Source organism: Streptomyces sp. NPDC102441 (genome assembly GCF_044765585.1).
In the GTDB taxonomy this organism is placed as follows: Bacteria; Actinomycetota; Actinomycetes; order Streptomycetales; family Streptomycetaceae; genus Streptomyces.
The window spans coordinates 157,148-181,860 of record NZ_JBIWKH010000009.1 but is presented as its reverse complement, the minus strand read 5'-3'; the positions used below and the strand labels follow the sequence as shown (position 1 = coordinate 181,860).

The following is a 24,713-nucleotide window of genomic DNA, read 5'->3' as shown; positions in this document are numbered from 1 at the left end:
CGGATCAGGCCACCGATGCCAGTGGTGTGGCGCTCTCGTGGTGGATCGGGGTGTGGGCGCCCTTCAGCGGCAGACCACTGCCGCCGCGACGGGCCGCCACGATCTCGGCGGCGATCGACAGCGCCGTCTCCTCCGGCGTACGGGCGCCGAGGTCGAGCCCGATCGGCGAGTGCAGGGCGGCGAGCCGGCGCTCGGGGACACCCGCCTCGCGCAGCCGTTCGTTGCGCTCCAGATGGGTACGGCGCGAGCCCATCGCGCCGACGTACGCGACCGGAAGCCGCAACGCCAGTTCCAGCAGCGGGATGTCGAACTTGGCGTCGTGCGTGAGGACGCAGAGCACGGTGCGCGCGTCCACCCCGGTCGTGGCGAGATAGCGGTGCGGCCAGTCGACGACGATCTCGTCGGCGTCCGGGAAGCGGGCCGCCGTCGCGAAGACGGGGCGGGCGTCGCAGACGGTGACGCGGTAGCCGAGGAAGCGCCCGGCCCGCACCAGGGCGGCGGCGAAGTCGATGGCCCCGAAGACGATCATCCGGGGCGGTGGGACGCTCGATTCGACGAGCAGGGTGAGGGGGCTGCCGCAGCGGGATCCCTCCGCACCGATGACGATCTCTCCGGTACGGCCGTTGTCGAGCATCGCGCGGGCCTCGGCGCCGGCCGTACGGTCCAGCTCGGGATGTCCGCCGAGCCCGCCCTCGTACGTGCCGTCGGGGTGGACGAGCAGGGGCCGGCCGAGCAGCTCGTCCGGGCCTTCGGTGACCCGGGCCACCGCCGCCGCCGCCGTCCCCCCGGCGGCGGCGGCGAACGCGGCGGCGAACACCGGGCGCGCGGGATCGTCCGCGTGCACCGGTGTCACCAGGATGTCGATGACACCGCCGCAGGTCAGTCCGACCGCGAAGGCGTCGTCGTCGCTGTAGCCGAAGCGCTCGCGCACGGTGTTCCCGTCCTCGATCGCCTCCCGGCACAGCTCGTACACCGCGCCCTCCACGCATCCGCCGGAGACCGATCCGATGGCGGTGCCGTCGCTGTCCACGGCGAGGGCGGCGCCAGGCTGCCGGGGCGCGCTGCCGCCGACGGCCACCACGGTGGCCACGGCGAACGTGCGTCCTTGCCCGACCCACCGGTGGAGCTCTTCGGCGATGTCCAGCATGGCGTGTCTCCTTCTGACAGAAGCGGCGGAGGGGCGGGCGGCTCAGTTGACGCCCAGCCAGCTCTCGATGGGGTGCAGGGCGAAGTACACGAGGAAGACCAGCGTCAGGACCCACATGAAGACGCCGACCTCGCGGGCCCTGCCCTGGGCGAGCTTGATGGCCGAGTACGAGATGACGCCCGCGGCGACACCGGTGGTGATGGTGTACGTGAACGGCATCAGGACCACGGTGAGGAAGACCGGTACGGCGACGGAGCGGTCGCTCCAGTCCACGTGCCGGGCGTTCTGCATCATCATGGCGCCGATGACGACCAGGGCGGCCGAGGCCACCTCGGCCGGCACGATCGCCGTGAGCGGGGTGAAGAAGAGGCAGGCGGCGAAGAAGAGCCCGGTGACGACGGAGGCGAGCCCGGTGCGGGCGCCCTCGCCGACGCCGGTCGCCGACTCGACGAACACGGTCTGGCCGGAGCCCCCGGCCACACCGCCGATCGCACCACCCGCGCCGTCGATGAACAGGGCCTTGGACAGGCCCGGCATCCGGCCCTTGTCGTCGGCGAGCTTCGCCTCCGTGCCGACGCCGATGATGGTGGCCATGGCGTCGAAGAAGCCGGCCAGGACGAGCGTGAACACGATCATGCCGACCGTCATCACACCGACGTCGCCCCAGCCGCCGAACTCGACGTTCCCGAAGAGCGAGAAGTCCGGTGAGGAGACCGCGCTGCCGCTCAGTTCGGGCGGGCCGCTGCTCCATGCCTTGGGGTCGATGTCGCCGACGGCGTTGACGACGATCGCGGCCAGGGTGCCGACGACGATGCCGATCAGGATCGCGCCGGGGACGTTGCGCGCCTGCAGCATGAAGATCAGGAGCAGGGTCACGGCGAAGATGAGGACCGGCCAGCCGGCGAGCTCACCGGCCGGGCCGAGGGAGAGGGGCGTCGCCTCCCCCTGATGGACGAAGCCTGCCTTGAAGAGGCCGATGAGGGCGATGAAGAGGCCGATCCCGATGGTGATGCCGTGCTTCAGCGCGAGCGGGATGGCATTCATGATCATTTCGCGGAGGCCGGTGACGACCAGGAGACAGATCACCAGCCCGTAGATCACGCACATGCCCATGGCCTGCGGCCAGGTCATGGCGGGTGCGACCTGCGAGGCGAGCACCCCGGAGACGCTCAGTCCCGCCGCGAGCGCGAGGGGGACCTTGCCGACGAAGCCCATCAGCAGGGTGGTGGCCGCCGCCGCGAGCGCGGTGGCGGTGATCAGCCCGGACTGGCCGAGCAGCTGGCCGTCGACGTCCTTGCCGCCGAGGATGAGCGGATTGAGCAGGAGGATGTACGCCATGGCCATGAAGGTCGTGACGCCGCCGCGCACTTCGCGTGCGACGGTCGATCCGCGTTCGGATATGTGGAAGTACCGGTCGAGCCAGGACCGTCCGGCGGGGACACGCGAGCCGGGGCCCGCGTCCTCCGCGCCTGTCCTGGGTTCCACGGACTGCTGGGTCATGTTGCCTGACTCCCAAGGTTCACAGGGGCACCCGCGTGGAGCGCTGGAGATTGCGGGATTTGGGATGACTGCGTGGCGGCACGACCCGGGGGACGGCCCGAGGCGAACTCTTCGTGCAGACGGAGCGGTTGTGCGATGGCTCCGGACGGTGCGCGGCGCGGGGAAGTGTGACGTTCACGGCAGGCACGCACCGCCCGGAGGGTCTTGGGGAGCCGGTCAGGTGCCGGTGAGGTGCTCGGGGCGCACCGGCGTCCTGTTGAGCTCCAGGCCCGTCGCGTTCCGGATCGCCGCGAGGACGGCCGGGGTGGACGACAGGGTCGGGGCCTCTCCGACGCCACGCAGCCCGTACGGGGCGTGGTCGTCGGCGAGTTCGAGCACATCGACCGGGATGGTCGGCGTGTCGAGGATGGTGGGCAACAGGTAGTCCGTGAAGGACGGGTTGCGTACCTTGGCGGTCTTCGGGTCGACGATGATCTCCTCCATGACGGCGATGCCCATGCCCTGGAGGGTGCCGCCCTGGATCTGGCCGATGACCGACAGCGGGTTGAGGGCCTTGCCGACGTCCTGGGCGCACGCGAGCTCGATGACCTTGACCAGTCCGAGTTCGGTGTCGACCTCCACGACCGCGCGGTGCGCGGCGAAGGAGTACTGGACATGACCGTTGCCCTGCCCGGTGCGCAGGTCAAAGGCTTCGGTGGGCCGGTGGCGCCACTCCTGTTCGATGTCGACGGCCTCGTCCTCGAGCACGTCCGCCAGCGAGGCGAGCACCTCGCCGCCGTCGGTGACGACCTTGCCGCCCTCCAGGAGGAGTTCGGCGGTGGCCCAGGCGGGGTGGTACGTACCGAACTTGCGGCGGCCCATCTCCAGGACCTGTTCCCGTACGGCCTCGCAGGAGTTCTTCACGGCGCCGCCGGTGACGTACGTCTGCCGGGAGGCCGAGGTGGAGCCGGCGGAGCCGACCTGGGTGTCCGCCGGGTGGATGGTCACCTGGCTGACGCCTAGTTCGGTGCGGGCGATCTGGGCGTGGACGGTGACCCCGCCCTGTCCGACCTCGGCCATCGCGGTGTGCACGGTGGCGACCGGTTCGCCGTTGATGACCTCCATCCGCACCCGGGCGGTGGAGTAGTCGTCGAAGCCCTCGGAGAATCCGACGTTCTTGAGGCCGACGGCGTAGCCGACGCCGCGGACGACAGCCTCGCCGTGGGTGGTGTTGGAGAGCCCGCCGGGCAGCGCCCGGACGTCGACCGAGGTGCCCTCGCTCCCCGCCGCCAGCCACTGCTGCTCGGGCGGCAGCGGCCGTGACTTTACGCGGCGCAGCAGCTCGGCGACCGGGGCCGGCGAGTCGCAGGGCTGGCCGGTGGGGAGGAGGGTGCCCTGTTCCATGGCGTTCAGCTGCCGGAACTCGACCGGGTCCATCTCCAGCTTCGCGGCGAGCTTGTCCATCTGCGCCTCGTAGGCGAAGCACGCCTGGACCGCGCCGAATCCGCGCATGGCGCCGCAGGGCGGGTTGTTGGAGTAGAGCGCGATCGCCTCGATGTCGACGTCCTCGACGACGTACGGTCCGACCGCGAGCGAGGAGGCGTTGCCGACGACGGCCGGGGACGCGGAGGCGTAGGCGCCGCCGTCCAGCACGATCCGGCACTTCATGTGGGTGAGCTTGCCGTCCTTGGTGGCCCCGTGCTCGTAGTGGAGCTTCGCGGGGTGCCGGTGGACGTGGCCGAAGAAGGACTCGAAGCGGTTGTAGACCATCTTGACGGGCTTGCCGGTGCGCAGCGCCAGCAGGCAGGCGTGGATCTGCATCGACAGGTCCTCGCGTCCGCCGAAGGCCCCTCCGACGCCGGAGAGCGTCATCCGGACCTTGTCCTCGGGCAGGCCGAGGACGGGGGCGATCTGCTTGAGGTCCGAGTGCAGCCACTGGGTGGCGACGTACAGCTCGACGCCACCGTCCTCGGACGGCACGGCGAGGCCGGACTCGGGGCCGAGGAAGGCCTGGTCCTGCATGCCGAAGGTGTAGTCGCCGCTGACGACGACATCGGCGCGGGCCGCCGCCGCGTCCGCGTCGCCGCGGATGATCGGCTGGCGGTGGACGATGTTGGGGTGCGGGACGTGCCCGATGTGGTGGTCGTCGCGGCCCTCGTGGACCAGGATCGCGTCGGGGGCGGTCGCGGAGGCCTCGTCCGTGATGACCGGCAGCTCCGCGTAGTCGATCTTGATCTTGGCGGCGGCGCGGCGGGCGGTCTCGGGGTGGTCGGCGGCGACCAGCGCCACGGGTTCGCCGTGGTGGCGGACCTTGCCGTGGGCGAGTACGGGGGTGTCCTGGATCTCCAGCCCGTAGTTCTTCATCTCCGCGGGCAGGTCGTCGTAGGTCAGGACGGCGTAGACGCCGGGCGTGGCGACGGCCTCGCCGATGTCGATGGAGCGGATCTCGGCGTGCGCGACGGTGGAGCGGAGGGTGTGGCCCCACAGCATGTCCTCGTGCCACATGTCCGAGGAGTACGCGAACTCGCCGGTGACCTTGAGGGTTCCGTCGGGGCGAAGGGTGGACTCACCGATGCCGCCCGGGGACTTGGAGCCCTGGGTGATCTTGGTGGGGGTGCCGGCCGGTACGGACGTGGCTCGTGGGTGCAGCGTCATGGCTATCGGACCGCCTCTTCCTGGCGGGCGGCCGCGAGCCGGACCGCGTCGAGGATCTTCTCGTAACCGGTGCAGCGGCAGAGGTTGCCGGAGAGCGCCTCGCGGATGTCCTGGTCGGACGGGGAGGGCTGCGTCTCCAGCAGCTCGTCTGCGGCGACCAGCAGACCGGGGGTGCAGAAGCCGCACTGCACGGCACCCGCGTCGATGAACGCCTGCTGGACCGGGGAGAGTTCCTCCGTCTCGGCGCTCCGTCCGTCCGCGGGCCTGGCCTGCCACCGCTGGGCGGCGTCGAGCGATGTGCCGCAGGTTCCCGCGGCGCAGCCGGTGCCGGGGTGGGCGTCGTCGCGGTGTCTGGCGTAGTCCGCCAGGCCCTCGACGGTGACGATCTCGCGGCCCTCCGCCTGGCCCGCGGCGACGAGACAGGAGCAGACCGGCACGCCGTCGAGGCGCACCGTGCAGGAGCCGCACTCACCCTGTTCGCAGGCGTTCTTGGAACCGGGAAGGCCCATGCGCTCGCGCAGGACGTACAGGAGGGACTCGCCCTCCCAGACGTCGTCGGCCTCCTGCTTCCGGCCGTTGACCGTGAAATTCACTCGCATGGTTAAGCAGCTCCTTCGAGGGTGCGTCCCGCTCCGCGGTACTGCTCCCAGGTCCAGCCCAGCGTGCGGCGGGCCATGATGCCGACGGCGTGCCTGCGGTAGGCGGCCGTGCCCCGTACGTCGTCGATCGGGTTGCAGGCCCCGGCGGCGAGCTGGGCGAACTGCTTGGCCACGGACGGGGTGATGATCTTTCCGCTCTCCCAGAAGCCGCCCTCCTCCAGTGCGGCGTTCAGGAACGACTCCGCCTCCTTCGCCCGGACCGGGGTCGGGGCGGCGGAGCCGATGCCGGTGCGCACGGTGCGGGTCTCCGGGTGGAGCGCGAGGCCGAAGGCGCAGACGGCGATGACCATCGCGTTGCGGGTCCCGACCTTGGAGTACTGCTGCGGGCCGTCGGCCTTGTTGATGTGCACGGCCCGGATCAGCTCGTCGGGGGCGAGGGCGTTGCGCTTCACGCCGGTGTAGAAGTCGTCGATCGCGATCATCCGCGTCCCCCGTACGGACGCGGCTTCGACCTCTGCGCCCGCGGCGAGCAGCGCCGGGTGGGCGTCCCCGGCGGGTGAGGCGGTGCCCAGGTTGCCGCCGACACCGCCGCGGTTGCGGATCTGCGGCGAGGCGACGGTGTGCGAGGCGAGTGCGAGACCGGGCAGCTCGGCCCGCAGGTGGTCCATGACGGCGCTGTACGGCACGGAGGCGCCGAGGCGTACGGCGTCCGGGCCCACCTGCCACTCGGACAGCTCACCGATGCGGTTGAGGTCCATGAGGTACTGGGGCCGCCGGTGGTCGAAGTTGATCTCGACCATCACGTCGGTGCCACCCGCGATGGGCACAGCCGTCGGGTGCTCGGCCTTGGCGGCGAGCGCCTCCTCCCAGCTGGCGGGGCGAAGGAAGTCCATGAGTGGCTCTCTTCTTCTCAATCGGGTCGTTCGGCTGGGCTGGGGACGGCCGGCCCTGGATGGGTCGTTCATATGTTGTTCACGCGGTGTGTGGCCCAGTACACAAGCCTTGCTCCACTCGGTGCAGTCACCGAAACCATGAAGGAGTTGGCTGGTCCCCGTCCGTGTCTTGTAGATTCGAACGAATGGCGGGTACCGGTAACCTCACCGCAATTCACAGGTGACCTCCGCCCTCCCCCGCACCAACGACGAGATCGGCGGCAATCGACGATGCGGCTGCGCGCACTGCTGGACACCGAGGCGCTGGGTCTGCGGCTGCTCGGCGGCGAGGACGAGCTGGACCGTTCGGTCCGGGGCGTCATGACGACCGACCTGCGCGATCCCAGCCGTTATCTCTCCGGCGGTGAGCTGGTCCTGTCCGGTCTGGCCTGGCGCCGGGACGCGTCGGACACGGAGCCGTTCGTACGGATCCTGGCGAACGCGGGCGTGGCCGGCCTGGCCGCGGGTGAGGCGGAGCTCGGGGCGGTCCCGGACGACCTGGTCGAGGCGTGTCTGCGGCACCGGCTCCCGCTCTTCGCGGTCGACGAGACCGTGGCGTTCGCGATGATCACCGAGCATGTGGTGCGCCAGGTCTCCGGGGAGCGGGCCGGCGACCTCGCCGCTGTCGTCGACCGCCATCGCAGGCTCATGACCTCGGGCCCGGCGGGCGGCGGCCCCGAGGTGGTCCTCGACCTGCTCACCTCCGACCTGGACCTGCGCGCCTGGGTCCTGTCCCCGACGGGCCGGCAGATCGCCGGTGCGGGCGAGCCCCTGTCCCCGCGCACCGGCGCGGAGCTGGCGGGCCGCCATCTCGCGGCGACCCGTACCGGACGTCCGGGGCCGCACCGGGCCGAGGTGGCCGGCACCGCCTACTCGCTGTTCCCGGTCCGGAACACCGGCCGGGGAGCCCTGCCCGCCCCGTCCCGCGACGTGCGCGAGTCCGTGCTCTCGGACTGGCTGCTGGCCGTGGCGGCGGACTCCGGCGACTGGCCTGCGGCCCGCCTGGACCTGCTCCAGGGCGTCACCCAGCTGATCGCTGTCGAACGGGACCGCCGCGACGCCGCCCGCGCGGTGCGCCGTAGGCTCGCCCAGGAGGTCCTGGAGCTGGTCCAGACGGGCGCGGCCCCGGCCGAGATCGCGGCGAGGCTGCGGGTGGCCGCCCCGGTCCTGCTGCCGGGCGTCGGCACGGCGCCGCACTGGCAGGTCGTGGTGGCCCGCGTCGAGTGGTCGGCGGAGGGCAAGGACCTGCCGGGCGGCCAGGCCGCACAGGCCCTGCTGGAGGAGATCCTGGTCGACCCGGCGGTGACGGGCCCCGACTCGGCCGACCGGATCGCCGTGGCACACACCGGCGAGGAGGCCGTCGCCCTCGTGCCGCTGACCGCGGTTCCCCCGCCGGGCCCCGACGGGGCCGACGCGTCCGGGGAGTCCGGCGCCCCGGATCCGCACGACACCGCGCTGCACGCCGACGCCCTGCTCGACGCCGTCCGCGCGCCGCTCTCCGCGGGCCTCGCCGACGACGGCCGTCTGACACTGGGTGTCAGCGCCGCCGTGCATTCCGCCGAGGGGCTGCGCGGCGCCCTGGAGGAGGCCCGGCACGCCCGCCGCGTCGCCGCGGCCCGGCCGGGCCCGGTCTGCGCGGCCGGCCACCACGAGCTCGCCTCGCATGTCCTGCTGCTGCCCTTCGTCCCGGACGACGTCCGCCGGGCCTTCACCGCCCGTCTCCTGGACCCGCTGCGCGACTACGACCGCCGGCACCGCGCGGAGCTGATCGAGACGCTGGAGACCTTCCTGGACTGCGACGGGTCCTGGACCCGCTGTGCGGCCCGGCTGCACCTGCACGTCAACACACTGCGCTATCGCGTCGGGCGTATCGAGCAGTTGACGGGGCGTGACCTTTCGCGCCTCGAGGACAAGCTCGACTTCTTCCTCGCCCTGCGTATGAGCTGACTTCGCGGGCGTATCACCGCCCTCCCGTGCTCAAGGTGATTGTGAAATCTTTCACCTGACATTGATCCCACCCCTTGGCCCGGCGTGCCATTCCGTGCTGAGATGCGCGCAGACCCTGGCCGACCCGGCGCTCGCCGGCCGGCCTCCACAGCTCGATGGCGCGCTCGGGGAGGGCAATGTGGCGCATACCGCCATGTCTGGTTCCGGAACGACCGCAGATGACGATCCGCCGCTCCAGACCGCGGTATGGCGGCTGCGCTCCCGGGCCTGCTGGACCGACGCCGCCGCGCTGCTCGAACCCCGGGCGGCCACCGACCCCGCGGCCGCTCTCCAGCGGACCTCGCTGCTGACGGAGCGGTGCCTCTACACGGGCGTGGGCTGGACGGACGCCGAGGACGCGCTGCGCACCGCGGAGGCGCTCGCCCAGGACGACTCCGAGCGTGGGGCCGCCGCCTGCGAGCGCGGCTACCTCGCCTACGCCTCGACCCTGCTCAGGGCACGCGACCGGGCCGACGAGGCCAGTGTGGCGCTCAGCAGGGCCGCCGCCCTGCTCTCACCCTCGGCCCCCGGCCGCCCCCTGCTGGACTTCCGCCGGGGCCTGATCGCCCAGAACATCGCCGATTCCCCCCAGTCGGCCCGCGCCGCCTACCGCAGGGCGCACGCCGGAGCCACCGCCCGGGGGGACGAGCTCCTGCTCTCCTTCACCTGGCGGCACCTCGCCTCGCTGGCCCTGGGCGAGGGCGAGCTCGCGGAGGCGCGCCACGGCTTCGCCGAGTCGCTGCGGATAAGGGAGGAGCTGGGCTATCTCGTGGGCACGGCGCCGGCGCTCATCTCGCTCGCGGACGCCGAACCCGAGCCCGAGGCGGCCGCCCGGCTGCGCGCCGAGGCGGGCCGGCTGTTCCGGCTGCTGGGCGGCGTGCCGACCTGGCTCGCGCCCCGGCTGGAGCCACCGGCTCCGGAGACCGTCGAGGCGAACTGACAGCGGGCCCGGAGGCCGCGCCGAGGGGGTCCGGTGCGGTCACGGACCCCATCGGCGCGGCCGTGGCCCAGACGGCCCGGCCGTGTCTCAGACGTCCGCGCCGTTGAAGTGTTCGCGTACGAGGGACCGCACCACCGTGAGGTCCCGGGCGATCAGCGCGTCCAGCAGCGCGGTGTGCTCCGAGGCGTCGGCGAGCAGCTCGGCACGCCGGCCGGCGGGGCTGTCGACCAGGGGCCACTGGGACCGGCGGTGCAGGTCGTCCGCGACCGAGACGAGCTGCTGGTTGCCCGACAGCGCGAGCACGGCGCGGTGGAAGGCGCGGTCGCTCTCCGCGTACGCCGCCCGGTCGCCGACAGCGGCCGCCGCGACCGTGGCGTCGGCCAGGGGACGCAGGGCGCACCAGCCGGCCGCAGGGACGGTGCGGGCGAGCCGCAGCATGACGGGGACCTCGATCAGGGCACGCACCTCGGCGAGCTCACCCAGCTCACGGGGGCCCCGCTCACTGACCCGGAAACCGCGGTTCGGCACGACCTCGACGGCTCCCTCGACGGCCAGCTGCTGCATCGCCTCGCGCACCGGGGTCGCCGACACACCGAAGCGGGCGCCGAGTGCCGGGGCGGAGTAGACCTCCCCTGGGGCCAGCTCCCCGCCGACCAGTGCGGAGCGCAGGGCATCCAGGATCTGGCCGCGCACGGAGTGCCGCTGGACCACTCGGGGCGCCGGGGGCTCGCTGTGGGTGTGCTCGCCGCGCGCCTGCTCGGGCACGCGTACGTCCTGCGGGGCGCCCTCGGACGCGTACGGCCGCGCGTTCTGACGCGCTCTGCCCTGCTCCACCGGAACCTCCTCGCACTGGCGGGCCGACTCGCGCGCGCCGGGCCCCCTGTGCACGATAGGCGGAGCGGGCGTCAGTTCAAACACCGATCACTTCGGGTAAGGTAAGGCTTACCTGTAAGAGATCGTGATTCGGTGGTCCCTGAATGACCGTGCCCGCTCTGCTCGCCGCCACCGCCCCGTCCCCGCTGACGGCGGCGTACGCACGTCTGGCCGAGGTCTTCCCGGGGCTGCGCGCCGAGGTACTCGCCGATGACGTCGCGGCACCCTCGGGCAGCGGATGGGTCGGCGCCTTCGAGCTCGCGGCGGGCGGTGCAGCGCTGGACGACTTCCTGGCCTGGGACGAGGCACAGGTGCTGCGGGACTACGGCACCCGGGCCCGCCCCGACGTGGTGGCGAGCTTCGGACTGCACCGCTACGCCTGGCCGGCCTGCCTCCTGGTGACCCTGCCGTGGTTCACGCACCGCCGGGTGCCGCGGATCCCCGCCGCTGACGTCTCCTTCCACCGGGGCCTCGGCCATCTGACCCTGCGCGTCAGCGAGTTCGCCTGCCTGCCCGACGACCCGGCGGCCGGATCGCCCGGCGCCCGCGTCGTGCCCGACGAGTCTGCGCTGCGGGCCGAGGTCCTCGACTGCGTGGCGGAGCACATCGGCCCGGTGCTGGACGGCTTCCGGCCACGCATGCGGCGCGGAAAGCGCGCGCTGTGGGGCATGGCGACCGACGAGATCGTCGAGGGCCTCTGGTATATCGCCCATCTGCTCGGCGAGGAGAACCGCGCGGTGAGGGAGCTGGAGCTGCTGCTGCCGGGCACCACCAAGCCGTACGTGGGCACGGCCGGCTTCCGTGAACTGACGGGACCCGACGGCGAATCGCTCCCGACGCGCGACCGCGCGAGCTGCTGCCTCTTCTACACCCTGCGGCCCGAGGACACGTGCGCCACCTGTCCGCGCACCTGCGACGCCGACCGCGTCCGGAAGCTCACTGCCGCCCTCTGAGCCACTCAGAAGCTCACACCACCCGGTCGAGCGACCAGAAATCGAACTCAACTCAGTCTTCCCGCGCGGGCGTTCGTACAAATTCCACCCATAGGGCAGCCCCGCGAACCCAATTGCATGCGCCGACCCCGAAAGCCGCTGGAAGAGACGTTATTTCCGCCACAATGGCGCCCGAAACGTCCTACGTGACACAAGGGACCGCGCATGAGATTGACCGATATCTCGCTTGACTGGTTGCTTCCGGGCGCCGTGCTGCTCGTGGGGGTTCTGGCGGCGGTGACGGTGGTCGCGCGCGGCAAGCGCGCCGCTGGGAAGGCCACGGCCGACGACGGCTGGGAACGCAGCGAGGAGCGCCGCAGGCGCAAGGAGGCGCTCTACGCCACCGCCTCGTACCTCCTGCTGTTCTGCTGTGCCGCGGTCGCCGCCGCCCTCTCCTTCCACGGGCTCGTCGGCTTCGGCCGGCAAAACCTCAGCCTCTCAGGGGGCTGGGAGTACCTCGTACCTTTCGGCCTCGACGGGGCCGCGATGTTCTGTTCGGTTCTCGCGGTGCGCGAGGCCAGCCACGGAGACGCCGCTCTGGGGTCCAGACTGCTGGTCTGGACGTTCGCCTGCGCCGCCGCCTGGTTCAACTGGGTGCACGCGCCGCGTGGCATGGAGCACGCGGGCGCCCCGCACTTCTTCGCGGGGATGTCGCTCTCGGCGGCCGTGCTGTTCGACCGCGCGCTGAAGCAGACCCGCAGGGCGGCACTGCGCGAGCAGGGCCTGGTGCCCCGCCCGCTGCCGCAGATCCGGATCGTACGGTGGCTGCGCGCCCCCAGGGAGACCTTCGGGGCTTGGTCGCTGATGCTCCTCGAAGGCGTACGCACCCTGGACGAGGCGGTGGACGACGTCCGCGAGGACCGTCAGGAGAAGGAGCAGAACAGACACCGCAGAAGGGACCAGGCCAAGCTGGACCGGGCCCAGATCAAGGCCCTGAACCGGCAGAACCGGGTCTGGGGGCGTGGCGTCCGGATCGGCCGCCAGATGGACGCCCAGGCCATCGCCCGCACACCGGGTGTCCCCGGCCAGGCGGCCGCCGTGGAGCCTGCCTCGACAGAGCCGGGACAACTGCCACTGCGCCCCCGGCCATCCCTCCAAGCCGTGAACGGCTCTAATTCCAGGAGTGCTTCGACACAGACCACCGGTGAACCCGCGACCGTCGACCTCACGACCGAGGACGACACCCAGGCCCTGCCCCGGCTCGATTCGCTGGAGCAGAAACTGAAGGACCTGGAGCAGCAGTTCGGCTGAGCGTCAGGACCTCCCGGCGTTCAGCTCGAACCAGACCACCTTGCCCAGCGCCTGTGTCGCGACCCCCCAGGAGTCCGCCAGGCTCTGGACGAGAAGCAGTCCCCTGCCATGCGTACCGTCGTCGGCGTTCGGTACGTACGGCGCGGGCTCCTGTCCGGTCTCGAAGTCGCGCACCTCCACCCGCAGTCGGGTGGGCACGGAGGTCACCGTGACCACGGCGCCGTTCCTCGTGTGGATGAGCGCGTTCGTCACCAGCTCGCTGAGCAGGAGCTCCGCCACCTCCGTCTCCTCCGGCCGCCTGCGACAGCGCAGGAAGTCGCGCAGCGCTCCACGCATCTCCCCCACGGCCGACAGATCGGCATGCCCGACTCTGCGGTGCAGCCGCATCGGCGGGCCCTCCCTTCGCTTCGTCATGTCCCCCGCACGCACGCTGAATCGACCTCCCTGAGTTCCGTTTCATGACGTCATGTCTCGAACACCTTCACGGGATGCATGCCCCGCAGGGCGGCGGGCACGCGTCCTGAGGCGTCAACATATGAACGGGCGGTCGCGCAACCCCCGCGGGACGACCGACGCGTTACGTCTTCGTACTCACGGTTAACTTCCCAAAAATTCACTCGTATTGGCGTTGACGGATGGGGATCTACGCGCGTCATCATGGTGGACATGCGAATCCCCCCACGGATCACCACGCTCGGCGGCATCGCCGCCCTCCTGTCCGTCCTCTTCGTCGGCGGGCCGGTCACCGCATCGGCCGCGACAGCTCCCTCGACCGCCGCCGTCGGCAGCGTCTGCTACTCCGCGCTGCCGTCCCAGGCCCACGACACCCTCGACCTCATCGATGCGGGCGGCCCGTTCCCGTACGAGCAGGACGGCACCGTCTTCCAGAACCGGGAAGCGCTGCTGCCCAGCCAGAGCACGGGCTACTACCACGAGTACACGGTCATCACGCCCGGGTCCTCGGACCGCGGCGCCCGCCGGATCGTGACGGGCGAAGAGGCCGAGGAGGACTACTACACCGCCGACCACTACGAGTCCTTCGACCTGGTCGACCACGACTGCTGAGCCGCACCGACCCAGGTCCGGTCCGCGCCGTAGTCCCCCACCTGCGGCGCGGGCCATCGGACCCGCGTCACCCGCGTCGGGAGAGCACACGCTTGTACGCTCCACGCATGACCGTGACCTATGTGATCGACGGCGCCCGGATCACCGGCCTGGACAGCTTCTGGGATGTGATCGGCGAGGCGGTGAACGGCCCCGGCGGCTATCTCGGCCGTAATCTCGACGCCTTCGCGGACTGCCTCGGCGGCGGATTCGGCACGCCCGAGGACAGGTCCTTCACCATCGAGTGGCACGACCACGCCCGCTCCGCCCGCGCACTGGGCCACGAGGAGACCGCGCGCCGGCTGGCCGGCCTGCTCCCCCGGGCGCACCCCACCAACAGGTCGCGCCTCGAACGGGAACTGGCCGAGGCCCGGGCGGGCCGGGGTCCGACACTCTTCGACCAGCTGGTCGGGATCATCGAGGACCGGACCGCGCCCGGGACACTACATCTGGTGTGAGACCGCGCCGGTCTCCGACCGGACGTGGTGCCGGCCGATGGGCAGCATCAGTGGCTTGCCGGAGACCGGGTCCTCGATGATGCGGCTCCGGAGGCCGAACACCGACTCGACCATCTCCTCCGTCAGCACTTCCGCGGGGGAACCTGCGGCGTGGATGCTTCCCCCCGCGAGGGCGATGAGGTGATCCGCGTATCTGGCCGCCAGGTTGAGGTCGTGCAGGACCATCACGACGGTGGTCCCCCGGGTTCGGTTCAGGTCGGTCAGCAGGTCGAGCACCTCGATCTGATGGCTGGCGTCGAGGAACGTGGTGGGCTCGTCGAGGAGCAGCAGATCGGTCTGCTGCGCCAAGGCCATGGCGATCCACACCCGTTGCCGCTGTCCGCCGGACAGCTCGTCCACCGCGCGGTCGGCGAGTCCCGCGGTCTGCGTGGTCTCCAGGGCGGACGCCACGGCGGCGTCGTCCTTCTCGCTCCACCGGGTGAAGACTCCCTGGTGGGGGTGGCGCCCGCGGCCCACCAGATCCAGCACGGTGATGCCCTCGGGCGCGATGGGCGACTGCGGCAACAGCCCCAGCGTGCGCGCGAGTTCCTTGGCGGGCATCCGGTGCACCTGCCTGCCGTCCAGGAGCACCTGCCCCTCGCGGGGCGCCAGCAGCCGTGACATCGAGCGCAGCAGGGTCGACTTCCCGCAGGCGTTGGCCCCGACGATGACCGTGACCTTGCCTGGCGGCACCGTCAGGTCGAGGGATTCGACGACGACGCGATCGCTGTAGCCGAGCGTCAGCCGCTCGGCGGTGAGGGAGTGGGACGTGGTCAAATCGAGCCTCCAGCCCGATGGGTGCGGACAATCAGATAGACGAGGTACGGCGCCCCGAGTACCCCGGTGACGACGCCGACGGGGTAGCGGGTGTCGAAGGCGAACTGGCCGGCGAAGTCGGCGACGAGGACCAGGAGCGCGCCGACCAGCCCCGCGGGCACCAGGAGAGAGCCCCCCGCCCCGACGATCCGGGCCGCGATCGGACCGGACAGGAACGCCACGAACGCGATGGGTCCGGCGGCGGCCGTGGCGAAGGCGATCAGGCCGACGGCGACGACGATGACGGTGATCCGGGTGCGTTCGACGCGGACCCCGAGAGCCGAGGCGGTGTCGTCACCGAGCCGCAGGGCGGAGAGATTACGGCCCTGCGACAGCAGTACGGGGGCCAGCACGACCAGCGCGACGACGGCGGGGACGGTCTGGTCCCAGCCCACGCCGTTCAGGCTCCCCGTCAGCCAGCGCGTGGCCTCCTGGAGGTCCCACTCCGCGGCGCGGGACAGGACGTAGGAGGTGACGCTGTCGAGCATCGCGGAGATCCCGATACCGATCAGGATGAGGCGGGTGCCGACGACCCCGTCGCGGAACGCCAGGGTGTACACCAGCAGGGCGACGAGCAGAGCGGCGACGATCGCGAGGACGGACACCTGGGTCTCGTCGAGCGACAGGGTCACGATCGCGATGGCCGCGGCGGCGCTCGCTCCGGAGCTGATGCCGATGACATCGGGGCTGGCGAGCGGGTTGCGCAGCATCGTCTGGAAGGTGACACCGGCCATGCCGAAGCTGAACCCGGCCGTCACGGCGAGCACCGCGCGCGGCAGCCGCAGCCGTCCGACGGTGAACGACGCCCCTGGCACCTGCTCCCCGAGGATCACCCTGACCACGTCGTCGAGCGGGTAGAAGGTCTGCCCGGCCATCAGGGTCACGGCGAACGCGGCGACGACGAGCACGGCCAGGACGAGCCCGACGAGGCGCCGGCGGGAGGCGTTCCTGACGCGTCCTCGGGTGACCTCGCGCAGGACGGACGGCCGGGCGACGGTGGGGGCGCTCACAGGGCACGCACTTTCTGACGGCGGACGGTCCAGATGAAGAACGGGGCGCCGATCAGCGCGGTCACGATGCCCACGTCGACCTCGGAGGGCCGTGCCACGATCCGCCCCACGACATCGGCGGCCGTCAGCAGCACGGCCCCGGTGACCGCGGAGAACGGCAGCAGCCAGCGGTGGTCGACGCCTGCCATCAGCCGGCACGCGTGCGGGACGACGAGCCCGACGAAGCCGATCGGCCCGGCGGCGGCCGTCGCGGCACCGCACAGGATGACGGCGCCGACCGCCGCCGTGGCGCGGGCGACGGCGACCCGTTCGCCCAGCCCGGCGGCGAGTTCGTCGCCCAGGGCGAGCGAGTTCAGCGCCCGCGCGGAGAGCAGGCAGATCAGGACGCCGACGCCGAGGAAGGGCAGCACATGGCCGATGCGCTCGAAGGACGCGCCGCCGACCCCGCCGATCTGCCAGAGCCGGAAGGACCCCGAGATGTCGTTACGGGGCAGGACGACCGCGGTCACCATCGAGGCGAACGCCGCGGAGGTGGCGGCGCCCGCGAGGGCCAGCTTGAGGGGCGTCGCACCGCCACGCCCCAGGGAGCCGACGGTGTAGACGAATACGGCCGAGAGCGCCGCTCCGGCCATGGCGACCCACACGTACCCCGTCGGCGACGTGAGCCCGAAGAAGGCGACGCCCGTGACCACGGCCAGCGAGGCGCCCATGTTGACGCCGAGGATGCCCGGGTCGGCCAGCGGGTTGCGGGTCACCCCCTGCATCACGCCGCCGGCCAGTCCGAGCGCCGCGCCGACCACCACGGCGAGCAGGGTGCGCGGGATCCGCTTGGTGACAGCCGCCTGTTCCAGGGTGCCGTCGGCGCCGCCGAGCGCGCTCCAGACGTCGGACCAGGCGACCGTACGCGAGCCGACGGCGACCGAGAGCACCGTCACCGCGGCCAGCAGCAGCAGGGTGACCAGGAGCCACAGGATCCGGACACGCGCCGGACGCCGCACCACGGCGGTGTCCGGCACGTGCCGTGTGTCGACCGTCGTCACTTGACCTTGTCCGCGGCCTTGGCGAGTTCGGCCACGTAGTCCTCCAGCACCCAGGAGATCGACAGCGGCGTGGGGTTCGCGGCGGTGGCCAGCGGGGCGCTGCCCGGGAGGAGGTAGACCGAACCGCGCTCGACTGCGGGGATCTTCGAGAGCAGCGGGTCCGTCCGCAGCGTCTTGAGCAGTTCGCCCTTGTCGTCGCCGTAGCCGGTGATGATGTCGACGTCGTCGAACGCGTCGATCTGCTCCGCACTCTTGGTCAGCGCGAACTTGTCCGTGCCCTTGGACGCGTCGGCGATGCTGCCGGGAGTGTCCAGGCCGAGGTCCTCGAAGAACAGGGTGCGGGTGTCATGGGTCGTGTAGAAGCCGACCTCACTGACGTCGTTGGGGTCGACGTGCGTCATGAACATCGCCGACTTCCCCTTCAGCTGGGGGTACTTGGCGACCGTCTTCCTGATGTCCCCCTCGACCTCGGCGATCAGCTCGTCGCCCTCGTCGGCGAGGCCTATCGCCTTGCTGTTCATCTGGATGATCTCGCGCCAGGGAGTGGCCCACGCCGCCTCCGGGTACGCCACCACGGGGGCGATGTCGCTCAGAGTCGCGTAGTCCTGCTTCGTCAGCCCGGAGTACGAGGCGAGGATGACGTCCGGCTTCGTGTCGGCCACGGCTTCGAAGTCGATGCCGTCGGTCTCGTCGAAGAGGACCGGGGTCTTGGCGTCCAGCTCCTTCAGCTTGTCCTCGACCCAGGGCAGGACGCCGTCGCCGTCGTCGTCACCGAAGTTCGCGGCGGCCATGCCGACGGGCACGACGCCGAGAGCCAGCGGCACCTCGTGGTTGGCCCAGTTCACCGTGGCCACGCGCTTGGGCTCGGACGGGATCGTGGTCTTCCCGAGTGCGTGCTCGATCGTCATCGGGAACGCCCCCGAGCCGGCCTTTCCGCTCGCGTCCTTCTCGGACTCGGACTCCCCGCCGCAGGCCGTGAGGCCTACGAGCAGGGCAGCCGCGACGGCGACTACGCGAAGGCGATGTGGACGCATGGATCCGTACTCCAGTTCAGGATGGGCGGCGCCTGCCTCACACGTCTGCGTGAATCGGGGCGTGGGGCTGTGCACCGGAGACGCTCAAGCGACTTAGGTAAGGCTTGGCTTGCCTTTGACCTTATGAAAGACACAGGGATGTCGCAATCGACCGTTTCAGACAGTCGTTGTAGCGATCGGGACATCGAGAACGCGCCGCACCGGCGAGCAGCCCTCGTGCACCCGCATCAGCGTGCCCGGAACGCCCCCGGCGTGAGCCCCGTCGTACGCCGGAAAGCGGCACCGAAGGCGCTCGCCGAGCGGTAGCCGACCTTCTCCGCGACGTCCTCCACCTCCCAGCCCCGGGTGAGGAGCTCGACCGCGTGCTGCGCCCTGACTCCGGCGACCCAGCGCGCGAAACTGGTGCCCGTCTCGGCGTTGAAGGCGCGGGTGACCGTGCGGGTGCTCACACCCAGCTCGGCTGCCCACCGGGACAGCGTCCGCTGATCGCCGGGGTTCTCGCGCACGGCGTCGGCGATCGGGCGCAGCAGCGGCGACGCCGGGATCTGGACCAGCAGTTCCCGGGAGGACGGAGCGAGCACGTCCAGCACCATCACCTCCGCGGCGGCCCGGGAACCGGCCTCCAGGCCGGCGTCGCCGAGCCGTTCAAGCAGCAGGCGGAGCAGCGGGGTGATCTCGACGGCCACGGGGACGTCGGAGAGCGCGGGTGTGGTGGCACGGCCGAAGAAGGTCGCGCGGAACCACGTCCCGGCGACCGCGGAGCCGGAGTGCATGGTGCCCGCCGGCATCCACAGGCCCAGGGCCGGGGTGATCGTCCACGCCCGCGCGCCCACCACCGCCATGGAGGCGCCCCGCTCGTTCCAGAGCAGTTCGTCCCAGGGGTGGGCGTGGGCGTTCCAGCTGGTGTCGTGCGGGACGGTCTCTTCGTAGCCGTGTATGACGAACGGTGCCCGCGCCGCACCCGGGTCCTGGTCCGGCACGGTGCGGGTCTCGCGGGTCACGGCGCGGCCCCCGGCCCGCCGGCGGGCGTCGCCGGGCCGTCGCCGGTCGGAGGGGCCGTTCGCATGCCCTCACATTACCGGGGCGGCCGGACGGGTCCCCCTGCCGCCAGGGGGCCTCCGCCCCGGCCGCACTCAGGGCCGTGGCACGTTGCGGAGGTTGGATCGTGCCATCTGGAGCATCCTGCCGACCCCGCCGTCCAGGACGATCTTGCTGGCGGAGAGCGCGAAGCCGGTGACCATGTCGGCACTGATCTTCGGCGGGATCGAGAGGGCGTTCGGGTCGGTGACCACATCGACGAGTGCGGGGCCCTTGTGCTTGAAGGCGTCCTTGAGCGCGCCCTCCAGCTGTTTGGGCTTCTCCACCCGCACCCCGTAGGCCCCGCAGGCCCGTGCGACGGCCGCGAAGTCGGGGTTCTCGTTGGTCGTACCGAACGAGGGAAGCCCGCCGACCAGCATCTCCAGCTCGACCATGCCGAGCGCGGAGTTGTTGAACAGGACGACCTTCACCGGCAGGTTGTACTGGACGAGCGTGAGGAAGTCACCCATCAGCATGGTGAATCCGCCGTCGCCGGACATCGAGACGACCTGCCGGTTCCGGTCGGTGAACTGGGCGCCGATCGCCTGCGGCAGCGCGTTGGCCATCGAACCGTGGCTGAACGAACCGATGACCCGGCGCTTGCCGTTGGGCGTGAGATAGCGGGCCGCCCACACATTGCACATGCCGGTGTCGACGGTGAACACGGCGTCGTCGTCAGCGAGTTCGTCGAGGACCGAGGCGACGTACTCCGGATGGATCGGGACGTGCTTCTCGACCTTGCGGGTGTACGCCTTGACCACGCCCTCGAGCGCGTCGGCGTGCTTCTTCAGCATCCGGTCGAGGAACTTGCGGTCGGTCTTCGCCTTCACGCGCGGGGTCAGGGCGCGCAGCGTCTCGCGTACGTCGCCCCAGACGGCCAGATCGAGCTTGGACCGCCGGCCCAGATGCTCGGGGCGCACATCGACCTGGACGATCTTCACATCGTCCGGGAGGAACGCGTTGTACGGGAAGTCGGTGCCCAGCAGGATCAGCAGATCGCACTCATGGGTCGCCTCGTAGGCGGCGCCGTAGCCGAGCAGCCCGCTCATGCCCACGTCGTACGGGTTGTCGTACTGGATCCACTCCTTGCCGCGCAGCGCGTGACCGACCGGGGACTTCACCCGCTCGGCGAACTCCATCACCTCGGCGTGCGCGCCCGCCGTCCCGCTGCCGCAGAACAGCGTCACCCGTTTGGCCTTGTCGATCATTTCGCAGAGCTTGTCGATCTCCTCGTCACCGGGCTTCACGGAGGGCCGCGAGGTGACCAGGGCGTGCTCGATCGACTTCTCCGGGGCCGGCTGCGAGGCGATGTCACCCGGCATCGACACGACGCTGACGCCGCCGCGGCCGATCGCGTGCTGGATCGCCGTCTGGAGCAGCCGCGGCATCTGCTGCGGGTTGGAGATCATCTCGTTGTAATGGCTGCACTCCTGGAAGAGCAGCTCCGGGTGGGTCGCCTGGAAGTAGCCGAGGCCGATCTCGCTCGACGGGATGTGCGAGGCGAGGGCGAGCACCGGGGCCATGGAGCGGTGGGCGTCGTAGAGGCCGTTGATGAGGTGGAGATTGCCCGGCCCGCACGACCCGGCGCAGGCCGCGAGGGTGCCGGTGATCTGGGCCTCGGCTCCGGCCGCGAACGCGGCCGTCTCCTCGTGCCTGACCTGGACCCACTCGATGGCGGCGTTACGCCGGATGGCGTCGACCACGGGGTTGAGGCTGTCGCCGACGACGCCGTACAGCCGCTTGACCCCCGCCCGCACGAGGATGTCGACGAACTGCTCCGACACGTTCTGCTTGGCCATGGGTGCGCACCCTCTCTGCCTCCGGCTTTCCGTGACTCCATCAACCCACGGTGTGCCCGGTTACGCCTCCCAGACCGCGGCGCTCGTGCGGTCGTCGGCGTATCCCTTGGTCCTCAGCTGGGTGTCGGCGAGATAGGCGGGAAGCCCGGGCGGGCCGTCGGCGCTCCAGCGCCGCGCGAGCTCCTCGGCGAGCGCGGGCTCCCCGCGCATCGGTTCGGCCAGGCCGTTTCCGCAGAGCAGCAGCGTGTCCCCGGACCGGGCGACGGAGGCACGGAAGCGGAAGGGCTCCGCGGGCGGTGGGCTGTCGGCGTACGGGGACGGGGGCGTGGTGATCTGCAGATCCATCGTCAGCCGGTCCCCACCCGGGCTCTCCTCGCTCTCCCCGCCCACGGTCGAGGGCAGCTCGGGGTCGAGGTCCTGCCAGGCCCCGTCGCGGAGGCGGAACAGGCCGCCGGGCCCGATGCCGAAGAAGACCCGGGTGCGGCACTCCGGGTCGGCGGACAGCAGCAGACAGCGCAGGCCCGCGCTGTACCCGGACGGTTCGAGGCCAAGCTCGGCGGCGCGGGCGCGCAGCTTGCCGTAGGTGCGGTCGGTGAGGCGGTGCAGCCCCGACTTGAGGTCGCCCCTTCGTCCTGCCCTTATGTCGTCGGAGAGCCGGGCGTGACTGCGGGCGACGGATCCGCCGATCCAGCGGCAGGCGTCGGCGGCGGCCGTACGGGTCTGATCCGCGCCCCGGCCACCACCGGCCACCGCGACCAGGACCAGGGCGCTGTCCCCGGTTCCGAAGCGTGCGGTGAGCAGGGCGTCGCGGCGTGGCTCGCCCCGGAAGCGCGCCGAGTCCCCGCGCACCGAGGCCGCCCGCAGGGTGTACGTCCCGTACCTGGCGCCGTCGAGGACCGTGTCGGGGACGAGGCCGTCGAGGTCGTCGGGGCCGGATTCGGGCAGCGCGGCGGGCTCGGCGTCATAGGTGGGAGGCCGGTCCCCGAGGTGGCCGACCACAGGGCGCACCGGCGGCGCGGACACTGCCGGCTGCTCCGGCCCGGCCGGTACGGCGGGTGGCTCGGCGGCCGGGGGCGCGGCCGGCGCCCGCACGGCGAAGGTCCGGGGCCGAGGGGGCCCGGCGGGGGCCTCCCAGGGGGCCCGCTCCTCCACGACGGTGCGCGGGGCCGGCGGCGGCCCCGGCACGGGACTCGGCGGCTCCGGCGCGGGACTCGGCGGCCCCGGCACGGGACTCGGCGGCCCCGGCACGGGACTCGGCGGCTCCGGCGCGGGAGGCGCCGGTGGCTCCGGTGGCTCCGGTGGCGCCGGTGGCTCCGGTGGCGCCGGTGGCTCCGGCGCGAGGTCCGCCTCCGACGGGCGCGGGTCGGGCAGCGGCACCACCGTCACCGGGTGGTCCGCCTCGGCCGCCGCCGGTCCGCCCACGGCGCCCGCCGCGGAGTCGAAGCGGTCGTCGATGCTGTCGGCCGCGCCGCTCGGCCCGGTGTCGGGCGCGGTCTCGTCGTACAGCGCCCGCCACCAGTCGTCCTCGTGGGCGGCGGGCTTCTCCCCCTGCTGGCTCATGACCGTATTGTCGACCGCCCGGGGCTTACGAAAACGGGTCATTCGGAAAAGTGGCCCGGAAGTGGCATCCACGAGGTCATCCACGAGGTGACCCGCCAGGCGTCCCCACCCCCCACGGGAAGGTCGCCCGGCGGGCCGGTCTGTGCTCTCAGCCCACCGCCCATGGTGTGGTCGTCGCTGCGGTGGCGCCAGATTGTCAGAGAGACGCGTGCTACGGGGCATGATGGGCCCGGCGGGTTTACGCCGTGGCTGTTTCCCGCCACCGCACACCCCGTCCGACGGGCGCAGGAACGCGTGGGCACGGAGCCGGGGAGGGCCGAGGATGCTGTCAGCGATAGGTCTCGACGAGAGACAGGAGGCGGCCTACCGGGCGCTGGTCGCGGCCGGCGCCGCGGAGCTCTCCGATCTCGCGCGCCGGCTGGCCCTGCCCGAGGCGGACACCGAGCGCGCGCTGCGCCGGCTGGAACAGCAGGGTCTGGTGGCGCAGTCGTCGTCACGGGCGGACCGCTGGGTCGCCGCCCCGCCAGGGGTCGCGCTGGGCGCGCTGCTGACCCAGCAGCGCCATGAGCTGGAGCAGGCGGAGCTGGCGTCCGCGCTGCTCGCCGAGGAGTACCGGGCGGAGGCGGCCGAACCCGCCGTGCACGACCTGGTGGAGGTGGTGACGGGCGCGAGCGCCGTGGCCCACCGGTTCCACCAGCTGCAGCTGGGTGCCACGTCCGAGGTCTGCGCGCTGGTCACGGGGAAGCCGATCGCGGTCACCGGGATGGAGAACGAGTCCGAGGAACGCGCGGCGATGCGGGGCGTGTCCTACCGCGTGGTCGTCGAGCGCGACGTGCTCTCCCTGCCGTCCGGGATCGTGGAGCTGTCGGCGGCGCTGGGCCGCGACGAGCAGTGCCGGGTGGTCGACCGGGTGCCGACGAAGCTGGTGGTCGCCGACGCCGCGCTGGCCATGGTGCCGCTGACCGGCCGGGGGGCCGAGCCGGCCGCCCTGGTGATCCACGCCAGCGGGCTGCTGGAGTCCCTGATGGGCCTCTTCGAGGCGGTGTGGCGGGACGCGATGCCGCTGCGCCTCGGCGGGAACGGCATCAGTGAGGAGAACGGTCCCGGTGCGGATCCGACCGATCTGGAGATCCTCTCGTTGCTGCTGGCCGGTCTGACGGACGCGAGCGTGGCGAAGCAGCTGGATCTGGGGCTGCGGACGGTGCAGCGGCGGGTGAAGGGGCTGATGGAGCTCACCGGGGTCACCACCCGGCTGCAGCTCGGCTGGCATGCGTACGAACGCGGCTGGGTGGCCCGCGCCCCGCGCTGACCGCCCCGCCTGCACCTTCGGCCGCTCACCGGCCCCTCGCTGACGGGCGGGACCCGGCGCACTCCGGCACGCTGGTCGAATGAGTGTGTGGCAGCTCGTTGCTGTCGGGGCGGTGATGCTGCTCGGCCTCGTCGGCGTCCTGGTGCCGGGCGTGCCCGGGCAGGCGATCGTCTGGGCCGCGGTCCTCTGGTGGGCCCTGACGGACCCGGCCCCGGTCGCCTGGGGCGTGCTGATCGGCGCGACGTGTCTGCTGCTGCTCAACCAGACGCTGAAGGCGCTGCTGCCCACGCGCCGCCCACGCGAGACGGGGGCGCCACGCAAGACGCTCATGGTCGGCGGGCTCGCGGCGATCGGCGGGTTCTTCGTGATCCCGGTGGTGGGCGGGATCCTGGGGTATGTGGGTGCGATCTACGGCGCCGAACGCCTGCGCCTCGGCGGCCGGGCGGCGGGCTGGGCCTCGCTCAGGTCCGTGATGCGGGCGACGGGGTACTCCGTGCTCGTGGAGCTCTTCTGCTGTCTGCTGGCGGTGGGCGCCTGGCTGGGCGCCGTCATCTGGGGCTGAGGACCGGGGGTGCCGGGGGCGGCGGTACCGCTACCCCGACGCCCCCGGCCG

Annotated in this window: 22 protein-coding genes; 8 read left to right on the top strand and 14 right to left on the bottom strand. The window is 71.8% G+C overall.

Annotated features, from left to right (window positions below):
• Positions 1-4: 4 nt before the first annotated feature.
• The 5 genes from ACIREO_RS21290 to ACIREO_RS21270 form a co-directional block, all read right to left on the bottom strand.
• Positions 5-1,147, bottom strand: coding sequence for an XdhC family protein (locus ACIREO_RS21290; RefSeq protein ID WP_404112459.1), 1,143 nt, complete (start codon positions 1,145-1,147; stop codon positions 5-7).
• Between the two features lie 42 nt (positions 1,148-1,189).
• Positions 1,190-2,647: an NCS2 family permease gene (locus tag ACIREO_RS21285; RefSeq protein ID WP_404112457.1), complete on the bottom strand. Its 1,458-nt coding sequence runs from the start codon at positions 2,645-2,647 to the stop codon at positions 1,190-1,192.
• A 216-nt stretch (positions 2,648-2,863) separates the two neighbouring features.
• Complete coding sequence (locus ACIREO_RS21280) at positions 2,864-5,281, bottom strand: xanthine dehydrogenase family protein molybdopterin-binding subunit (RefSeq protein ID WP_404112455.1); 2,418 nt, start codon at positions 5,279-5,281, stop codon at positions 2,864-2,866.
• 2 nt (positions 5,282-5,283) lie between these two features.
• Entirely contained in the window at positions 5,284-5,880 is a 597-nt protein-coding gene (locus tag ACIREO_RS21275; protein ID WP_404112453.1) for a (2Fe-2S)-binding protein, read from the bottom strand.
• A gap of 2 nt (positions 5,881-5,882) precedes the next feature.
• On the bottom strand, positions 5,883-6,773 hold the full coding sequence (locus ACIREO_RS21270; RefSeq protein WP_404112450.1) for an FAD binding domain-containing protein: 891 nt from the start codon (positions 6,771-6,773) through the stop codon (positions 5,883-5,885).
• 270 nt (positions 6,774-7,043) lie between these two features.
• Here ACIREO_RS21270 and ACIREO_RS21265 point away from each other — a divergent pair, with 270 nt between their 5' ends.
• Positions 7,044-8,759 (top strand): PucR family transcriptional regulator, encoded by a 1,716-nt coding sequence (locus tag ACIREO_RS21265; protein WP_404112448.1) that lies wholly within the window; start codon positions 7,044-7,046, stop codon positions 8,757-8,759.
• A gap of 193 nt (positions 8,760-8,952) precedes the next feature.
• Positions 8,953-9,738, top strand: coding sequence for a hypothetical protein (locus ACIREO_RS21260; protein WP_404112446.1), 786 nt, complete (start codon positions 8,953-8,955; stop codon positions 9,736-9,738).
• A gap of 87 nt (positions 9,739-9,825) precedes the next feature.
• On the opposite strand, the gene ACIREO_RS21255 is transcribed toward ACIREO_RS21260, so the two are convergent.
• The gene (locus ACIREO_RS21255) at positions 9,826-10,572 is read right to left on the bottom strand and encodes a GntR family transcriptional regulator (RefSeq protein WP_404112443.1); all 747 of its coding nucleotides are present in this window, start codon (positions 10,570-10,572) and stop codon (positions 9,826-9,828) included.
• Positions 10,573-10,715: 143 nt separating this feature from the next.
• Here ACIREO_RS21255 and ACIREO_RS21250 point away from each other — a divergent pair, with 143 nt between their 5' ends.
• On the top strand, positions 10,716-11,564 hold the full coding sequence (locus ACIREO_RS21250) for a (2Fe-2S)-binding protein (protein WP_404112441.1): 849 nt from the start codon (positions 10,716-10,718) through the stop codon (positions 11,562-11,564).
• Between the two features lie 204 nt (positions 11,565-11,768).
• On the top strand, positions 11,769-12,854 hold the full coding sequence (locus tag ACIREO_RS21245) for a DUF2637 domain-containing protein (protein ID WP_404112440.1): 1,086 nt from the start codon (positions 11,769-11,771) through the stop codon (positions 12,852-12,854).
• A gap of 3 nt (positions 12,855-12,857) precedes the next feature.
• On the opposite strand, the gene ACIREO_RS21240 is transcribed toward ACIREO_RS21245, so the two are convergent.
• Positions 12,858-13,268 carry an ATP-binding protein gene (locus tag ACIREO_RS21240; protein WP_404112437.1) on the bottom strand — a complete coding sequence of 137 codons (411 nt, stop codon included), beginning with the start codon at positions 13,266-13,268 and terminating at the stop codon, positions 12,858-12,860.
• 252 nt (positions 13,269-13,520) lie between these two features.
• Here ACIREO_RS21240 and ACIREO_RS21235 point away from each other — a divergent pair, with 252 nt between their 5' ends.
• Together ACIREO_RS21235 and ACIREO_RS21230 are read left to right on the top strand one after the other, a co-directional pair.
• The gene (locus ACIREO_RS21235) at positions 13,521-13,919 is read left to right on the top strand and encodes a ribonuclease domain-containing protein (protein WP_404112434.1); all 399 of its coding nucleotides are present in this window, start codon (positions 13,521-13,523) and stop codon (positions 13,917-13,919) included.
• Between the two features lie 107 nt (positions 13,920-14,026).
• Positions 14,027-14,416: a barstar family protein gene (locus ACIREO_RS21230; RefSeq protein WP_404112432.1), complete on the top strand. Its 390-nt coding sequence runs from the start codon at positions 14,027-14,029 to the stop codon at positions 14,414-14,416.
• Here the strand turns inward: ACIREO_RS21230 and ACIREO_RS21225 are convergent.
• The 7 genes from ACIREO_RS21225 to ACIREO_RS21195 all read right to left on the bottom strand — a co-directional run bounded on the left by ACIREO_RS21225 (position 14,402) and on the right by ACIREO_RS21195 (position 22,791).
• Positions 14,402-15,232: an ABC transporter ATP-binding protein gene (locus ACIREO_RS21225; protein ID WP_404112430.1), complete on the bottom strand. Its 831-nt coding sequence runs from the start codon at positions 15,230-15,232 to the stop codon at positions 14,402-14,404. The genes ACIREO_RS21230 and ACIREO_RS21225 overlap by 15 nt on opposite strands.
• A complete protein-coding gene (locus ACIREO_RS21220) occupies positions 15,229-16,281 on the bottom strand; it encodes a FecCD family ABC transporter permease (RefSeq protein WP_404112428.1) in 1,053 nt (350 codons plus the stop codon). The genes ACIREO_RS21225 and ACIREO_RS21220 overlap by 4 nt, the downstream gene beginning before the upstream one ends.
• On the bottom strand, positions 16,278-17,321 hold the full coding sequence (locus ACIREO_RS21215; RefSeq protein WP_404112425.1) for a FecCD family ABC transporter permease: 1,044 nt from the start codon (positions 17,319-17,321) through the stop codon (positions 16,278-16,280). Before ACIREO_RS21215 ends, ACIREO_RS21220 begins: the two co-directional genes overlap by 4 nt.
• A complete protein-coding gene (locus tag ACIREO_RS21210; protein ID WP_404112422.1) occupies positions 17,318-18,355 on the bottom strand; it encodes an iron-siderophore ABC transporter substrate-binding protein in 1,038 nt (345 codons plus the stop codon). Before ACIREO_RS21210 ends, ACIREO_RS21215 begins: the two co-directional genes overlap by 4 nt.
• Before the next feature lie 227 nt (positions 18,356-18,582).
• Positions 18,583-19,356 carry a helix-turn-helix domain-containing protein gene (locus ACIREO_RS21205; RefSeq protein WP_404112420.1) on the bottom strand — a complete coding sequence of 258 codons (774 nt, stop codon included), beginning with the start codon at positions 19,354-19,356 and terminating at the stop codon, positions 18,583-18,585.
• Positions 19,357-19,488: 132 nt separating this feature from the next.
• Positions 19,489-21,231 carry a pyruvate dehydrogenase gene (locus ACIREO_RS21200; RefSeq protein WP_404112417.1) on the bottom strand — a complete coding sequence of 581 codons (1,743 nt, stop codon included), beginning with the start codon at positions 21,229-21,231 and terminating at the stop codon, positions 19,489-19,491.
• A gap of 60 nt (positions 21,232-21,291) precedes the next feature.
• On the bottom strand, positions 21,292-22,791 hold the full coding sequence (locus ACIREO_RS21195; RefSeq protein WP_404112414.1) for a protein phosphatase 2C domain-containing protein: 1,500 nt from the start codon (positions 22,789-22,791) through the stop codon (positions 21,292-21,294).
• A 322-nt stretch (positions 22,792-23,113) separates the two neighbouring features.
• On the opposite strand from ACIREO_RS21195, the gene ACIREO_RS21190 reads away from it, so the two are divergent.
• Positions 23,114-24,100 carry a helix-turn-helix domain-containing protein gene (locus ACIREO_RS21190; protein ID WP_404112411.1) on the top strand — a complete coding sequence of 329 codons (987 nt, stop codon included), beginning with the start codon at positions 23,114-23,116 and terminating at the stop codon, positions 24,098-24,100.
• A 79-nt stretch (positions 24,101-24,179) separates the two neighbouring features.
• On the top strand, positions 24,180-24,662 hold the full coding sequence (locus ACIREO_RS21185) for a DUF456 domain-containing protein (protein WP_404112409.1): 483 nt from the start codon (positions 24,180-24,182) through the stop codon (positions 24,660-24,662).
• Positions 24,663-24,713 lie beyond the last annotated feature (51 nt).

Coding starts and splice junctions, on each gene's coding strand:
- ACIREO_RS21290 (WP_404112459.1), bottom strand. CDS start 1,147: ATGCTGGACATCGCCGAAGAGCTCCACCGGTGGGTCGGGCAAGGACGC.
- ACIREO_RS21285 (WP_404112457.1), bottom strand. CDS start 2,647: ATGACCCAGCAGTCCGTGGAACCCAGGACAGGCGCGGAGGACGCGGGC.
- ACIREO_RS21280 (WP_404112455.1), bottom strand. CDS start 5,281: ATGACGCTGCACCCACGAGCCACGTCCGTACCGGCCGGCACCCCCACC.
- ACIREO_RS21275 (WP_404112453.1), bottom strand. CDS start 5,880: ATGCGAGTGAATTTCACGGTCAACGGCCGGAAGCAGGAGGCCGACGAC.
- ACIREO_RS21270 (WP_404112450.1), bottom strand. CDS start 6,773: ATGGACTTCCTTCGCCCCGCCAGCTGGGAGGAGGCGCTCGCCGCCAAG.
- ACIREO_RS21265 (WP_404112448.1), top strand. CDS start 7,044: ATGCGGCTGCGCGCACTGCTGGACACCGAGGCGCTGGGTCTGCGGCTG.
- ACIREO_RS21260 (WP_404112446.1), top strand. CDS start 8,953: ATGTCTGGTTCCGGAACGACCGCAGATGACGATCCGCCGCTCCAGACC.
- ACIREO_RS21250 (WP_404112441.1), top strand. CDS start 10,716: ATGACCGTGCCCGCTCTGCTCGCCGCCACCGCCCCGTCCCCGCTGACG.
- ACIREO_RS21245 (WP_404112440.1), top strand. CDS start 11,769: ATGAGATTGACCGATATCTCGCTTGACTGGTTGCTTCCGGGCGCCGTG.
- ACIREO_RS21240 (WP_404112437.1), bottom strand. CDS start 13,268: ATGACGAAGCGAAGGGAGGGCCCGCCGATGCGGCTGCACCGCAGAGTC.
- ACIREO_RS21235 (WP_404112434.1), top strand. CDS start 13,521: ATGCGAATCCCCCCACGGATCACCACGCTCGGCGGCATCGCCGCCCTC.
- ACIREO_RS21230 (WP_404112432.1), top strand. CDS start 14,027: ATGACCGTGACCTATGTGATCGACGGCGCCCGGATCACCGGCCTGGAC.
- ACIREO_RS21210 (WP_404112422.1), bottom strand. CDS start 18,355: ATGCGTCCACATCGCCTTCGCGTAGTCGCCGTCGCGGCTGCCCTGCTC.
- ACIREO_RS21200 (WP_404112417.1), bottom strand. CDS start 21,231: ATGGCCAAGCAGAACGTGTCGGAGCAGTTCGTCGACATCCTCGTGCGG.
- ACIREO_RS21195 (WP_404112414.1), bottom strand. CDS start 22,791: ATGAGCCAGCAGGGGGAGAAGCCCGCCGCCCACGAGGACGACTGGTGG.
- ACIREO_RS21190 (WP_404112411.1), top strand. CDS start 23,114: ATGCTGTCAGCGATAGGTCTCGACGAGAGACAGGAGGCGGCCTACCGG.
- ACIREO_RS21185 (WP_404112409.1), top strand. CDS start 24,180: ATGAGTGTGTGGCAGCTCGTTGCTGTCGGGGCGGTGATGCTGCTCGGC.